Annotated in this window: 6 protein-coding genes; 3 read left to right on the top strand and 3 right to left on the bottom strand. The window is 61.1% G+C overall.

Annotated features, from left to right (window positions below):
• Positions 1-671 precede the first annotated feature (671 nt).
• Together AC1DMG_RS20530 and AC1DMG_RS20525 are read left to right on the top strand one after the other, a co-directional pair.
• Positions 672-893, top strand: coding sequence for a hypothetical protein (locus tag AC1DMG_RS20530; RefSeq protein ID WP_441603208.1), 222 nt, complete (start codon positions 672-674; stop codon positions 891-893).
• A gap of 280 nt (positions 894-1,173) precedes the next feature.
• The gene (locus AC1DMG_RS20525) at positions 1,174-1,383 is read left to right on the top strand and encodes a cold-shock protein (RefSeq protein ID WP_121879590.1); all 210 of its coding nucleotides are present in this window, start codon (positions 1,174-1,176) and stop codon (positions 1,381-1,383) included.
• Between the two features lie 142 nt (positions 1,384-1,525).
• Here AC1DMG_RS20525 and AC1DMG_RS20520 read toward each other — a convergent pair whose 3' ends face one another.
• From AC1DMG_RS20520 to AC1DMG_RS20510, 3 genes are all read right to left on the bottom strand, one after another.
• Positions 1,526-1,648 carry a hypothetical protein gene (locus tag AC1DMG_RS20520; protein WP_441603207.1) on the bottom strand — a complete coding sequence of 41 codons (123 nt, stop codon included), beginning with the start codon at positions 1,646-1,648 and terminating at the stop codon, positions 1,526-1,528.
• A 109-nt stretch (positions 1,649-1,757) separates the two neighbouring features.
• Positions 1,758-2,102 carry a YkgJ family cysteine cluster protein gene (locus AC1DMG_RS20515; RefSeq protein WP_441603206.1) on the bottom strand — a complete coding sequence of 115 codons (345 nt, stop codon included), beginning with the start codon at positions 2,100-2,102 and terminating at the stop codon, positions 1,758-1,760.
• Between the two features lie 325 nt (positions 2,103-2,427).
• Positions 2,428-3,315 (bottom strand): EamA family transporter, encoded by an 888-nt coding sequence (locus tag AC1DMG_RS20510; protein ID WP_477181003.1) that lies wholly within the window; start codon positions 3,313-3,315, stop codon positions 2,428-2,430.
• A gap of 287 nt (positions 3,316-3,602) precedes the next feature.
• On the opposite strand from AC1DMG_RS20510, the gene AC1DMG_RS20505 reads away from it, so the two are divergent.
• Positions 3,603-4,148 (top strand): DUF2076 family protein (locus AC1DMG_RS20505; RefSeq protein WP_477181002.1); only part of this gene is annotated, 546 nt, incomplete at its 3' end.

Raw genomic sequence — 4,148 nt, 5'->3', positions numbered from 1 at the left:
CTTCTTGTCACTCGATTCCCGCTTGACTGAAGTTCCACTGTAGACGTCGTGGATACGGGCCAGAGAGAGCGGCTCAGTAGGTTGCTTCATGAGAATTCCTTGGAAGGTGACGGATGCATGCCCACCAGCCGAGGCTGGGCACAACGATGACTGCATAAGGAACCAATCAGCGACGACTTAGTGCAGGCAGTGATACCAAAGAGCCTCAATTCCCGTCCGTGTTGCACATACTCTGGCGTCCCTGACGGAGACAAAGCCTTCTTTAAGCAGGCAGCGGAGATCGCAAAGACCACCGGTAGCCCTCAATGGCAACGGACAGGCCGTCGCCACATGACGCAACAACGTCCATTGCCCGGAGGTCAGGATCTTGCGGGGGTTCATCATGCGAATCCCTCACCCGGAGTGGCCTAGGAACACATCGCACCCGCGGTGCGCTTCGGATGTTCCATGACCCCTCCGACCATACTCTCTGTTGGGCGATCGATTGTTAGGTTTTCCGGCACCCTGCAGGCGAGGCGCTAGACGCCGGCCCTGCATGCCCCGCTGTTCGTAACCCTCAACTAACGGCGATGCGCGCAGATTCGAACGGCAGAAGAGCGACACAGGGTGCGCTCGGCGCCGCCGAGAGAGACGTTTCTCTGCCTCCCATGCCCGATGGCGGAGGCCAGGCCATGAACCAGTCACGTCAACAATTGCGTCAAACGATGAGTCGGCTCGACGCATCGATCACCATGCTGCATGCGTCGCACCCCACCGACGCGGACTTCTTTCAATCGACGGAATGCATTTTTTCCGACGTGCTTGCACATTCCTGTGCCGAGGATACGGACTGGCTGCTGGGCACCATCGACTGGATTTGCACCCAACATGGCATGCCTTATCCGGCGAGCTGACGAGCGCGGCAAACATTGAGTGCGCATGGCCAAGAACGGTGCGCAGGCTCGCTTCCCGCCGCAAAACGGCGCATTTACAAGCGATGCAAGTGAACGCGCAGTCATTATTCATTTGCTTTTTCAAGCCCTGCCCCCTACTGTGAGCGGGCTGAGTTTCAAGGGTCACCATAAATGTGGCCCGATGCTGTAGATTGAAGTTACCTACACCGTTGTACCCGTTTCCGCCTTGTGACCAGCTTTTTCGCCGCTCTGCGGCTTCATTCGTTTCAAGGAAAAAATCATGTCTCAGGTAGAAACCGGTACGGTCAAGTGGTTCAACGATGCCAAGGGCTTCGGCTTCATCAGCCGTTCGAGCGGTGAGGACGTGTTCGTCCACTTCCGCGCGATCCAGTCGCAGGGCTTCAAGAGCCTGCAGGAAGGCCAGAACGTGTCGTTCATCGTGACCCAGGGCCAGCGTGGCCTGCAGGCCGAGAACGTGCAGATCGTCTGATCTAGCCGTCCGACCAAGAAAAAGCCCGGCCTTGAGCCGGGTTTTTTTTGGCCTTTTTTCGGATGACTCAGCTGGGCAAGGCTGTGGCGAGTCATCGGCTGCATCTGTCAAATGCAGCCGCCAGCAAACCAACTCAAGCGAGTTAACGCTTCTCGGGCACCGCGACGTCTTTCGCTGCCTTTTTCTTGGCCAGCTTTTCGTCCTGCAGCTTCTTCTTTGCAATTTCGCGCTGACGCTTTTCGAAGGAATAGTTCGGCTTTGGCAAGGGAGTCCTCGTGTGTATCAAGTGGGAAGGATGACGAGCGCACAAACTGCACCGTCGACTCGTACGTACTACTGAAGCGCCAGATCGACGCTCGCGACCGGCAGCAAAGTCAGGCGACTTTGCCTACGATGGAAGCTTGCGCCTGCTCGGCAGCCAAAGCACGCTCTTCGGCATACTCGGTGCGAACGGCCTTGCAATAAGGTCCATTCATCACGAAGCGGCGACAGATGGACGGACGGCTCTCGTAAATGCCGCAATTCATCTTCGTGCTGTTGATCGCGACGCACCAGCCGTCCTCATCGTGCTTCATCACATGCAAGCCGCTGGGCAATTGCGTGGTGAGATGCGAGGGAATCTTGTCTTCGGGTTGCAGCACGACGGTGAGTCGGCAGCACACCGCGTCGCAGGTCGAGCAACCGGATGCCTTCCTGGGAGGGAGTTGCGATGCGGTCATGCGCGCACCACCTGGTTGGCGCTGGTGTCGCCGACAGCGTGCGATCGATAGCCCTGCTCCCTGACGGGAACATGGTCGTGAAGCGTGCAATTGCCTGGCATGGATGCTCCCAGGGGCGTCCCCGCAACAACGGGGCACAAGTGAAAGGGAGCGAAGCGTGCGGTCTTGAGAACGCCGCACATCACTCGCGAAGCGAGGAAGTACTTGCGGCGCCATGTTACACCATGGTGGCGAGGCAAATGTGATGGCGCGGAAGGCATCCGTGCGTGAGACGACGTTGCGTGCTCCAGCGCGCCGTCGCTGCAACCGCGATCGCTCGCGTCGATCAATTCACCAGGGGCGGATCGCTCACTTCGACACGACGCACACTCAACGCCGTGCCTGCGGCCGCCACGATGATCGCAACGATGGCGAGCCATTGCAGGATGGTGAGTCGCTCACCCAGCAGCGCGACACCGGCCACCGCCGCGATGGCCGGCTCCAGACTCAGCAAGGTGCTGAAGGTGCGCGCGGGCAATCGCGTCAACGCGATCATCTCCAGCGAATACGGCAGCGCCGAACTGAGCAAGGCCACGCCCAGCGCGTAAGGCAACAAGGCGGGCGACAACAGTGCGCTGCCGGCATGGGCAACGCCAAATGGAATGGCCAGCAAGGCGCCCATCGAGGTACCCCACGTGACCGCGTCGGCGCCGTGCGCATCACCTGCCCTCTTGCCGAACACGATGTACAGCGCCCAGCCCASGCCCGCKGCSAGCGCGTACATCACGCCGATGGGATCCAGCGCTTTCGACGTGGCCTGCAATGGCAGCAGCAAGGCCAGGCCGACGACGACCAGTGCAATCCACAGGAAATCGATCAGGCGGCGCGAATGAAACAACGCCAGTGCCAGCGGACCGGTGAACTCCAGCGCTACGGCAATGCCGAGCGGGATCGTGCGCAGCGACATGTAGAAGACCAGGTTCATGGCGCCCATCGAGAGCCCATAGGCCCACAAGGCGCCCCAGTTCGGCCGATGCCCCAGCCGACGCCACGGACGGCGCCACAGCAGTAGGATCAGCGCACTCAGGCCCAGTCGGTACGCGGTCGCGCCCTGTGCTCCCACTACGGGAAACAGATGCTTGGCCAGCGAGGCACCGCATTGGTACGAGACCATGCTGATCATCAACACGCCGATCGCCAGGGCGAGCGGGCCAACTGCGGAACGTGGGGACATGGGGCCGTTGCCATCAAACGATGTCGACATGATGCCTGCAGGCTCCTGCGATGCCCACCATGCACATCGGCCCATCGATCTCATTGCTGACAGCAGGCGTCAGCAATCTCGGGGACGATGGTTCGGGCGCGATATCGAAAGAGCTTGCGCATTCACTGACTGCAAGGAAAACGACAGCGAGATAGCCCTTGATGTCACGCGTGGAGAGCACACTTTCGGCACTGCACGCCGAAGAAAATCGTCGCCACAGTGTTCGCCATTCGCCGTCCCCTGGAGATTTGTTTGTCATGACACCGCAGGAACAACAGCTACTCGATGATTTCCTTCAGCGCCTTGCCGCCGCCGGCAGCGTGGCGAAGGACCCGCAGGCCGATGCGCTGATTCGCCAGCGCCTGGCGTCCCAGCCTGATGCGCTGTATCTGCTGGTGCAGCGCAGTCTGTTGCAGCAACAGGCGCTCGATGCCGCCAAGGCGCAGATCTCCCAGCTTCAGGCCCAACTCGCCTCGCAGCAGGGCGGCGGCAGTTTCCTGGGCGGCCAGCCGTCGTCGGCCTGGGGCGCCGTGCCTCCGCCGGTGCCGCCGCAACAGCCGATGCCGCCGCAGGCTGCTCCGAGCTGGCGCGATCGTCTCTTCGGCGGCGCACCGGCCCAGCCCGCGCCCGCCGCGCCCAGTTTCCTGTCGCAGGCAGCGACCACTGCTGCCGGTGTTGCTGGCGGCATGTTCCTTTTCGACGGTATCGAAAGCCTGCTGGGCGGCCACCACGGCGGTGGCGGCTTCTTCGGTGGCGGCGGTCAGCCGACCGTGATCGAGAACATCACCGAGAACAACACCTAT

The organism is Dyella sp. 01N36 (assembly GCF_056399745.1).
The sequence above is the reverse complement of the archived record's forward strand: the minus strand, read 5'-3'. Positions and strand labels throughout refer to the sequence as shown.

Bases quoted from the DNA above. Each gene is read 5' to 3' on its own strand.
- AC1DMG_RS20530 (WP_441603208.1), top strand. From the start codon at position 672: ATGAACCAGTCACGTCAACAATTGCGTCAAACGATGAGTCGGCTCGAC.
- AC1DMG_RS20525 (WP_121879590.1), top strand. From the start codon at position 1,174: ATGTCTCAGGTAGAAACCGGTACGGTCAAGTGGTTCAACGATGCCAAG.
- AC1DMG_RS20515 (WP_441603206.1), bottom strand. From the start codon at position 2,102: ATGACCGCATCGCAACTCCCTCCCAGGAAGGCATCCGGTTGCTCGACC.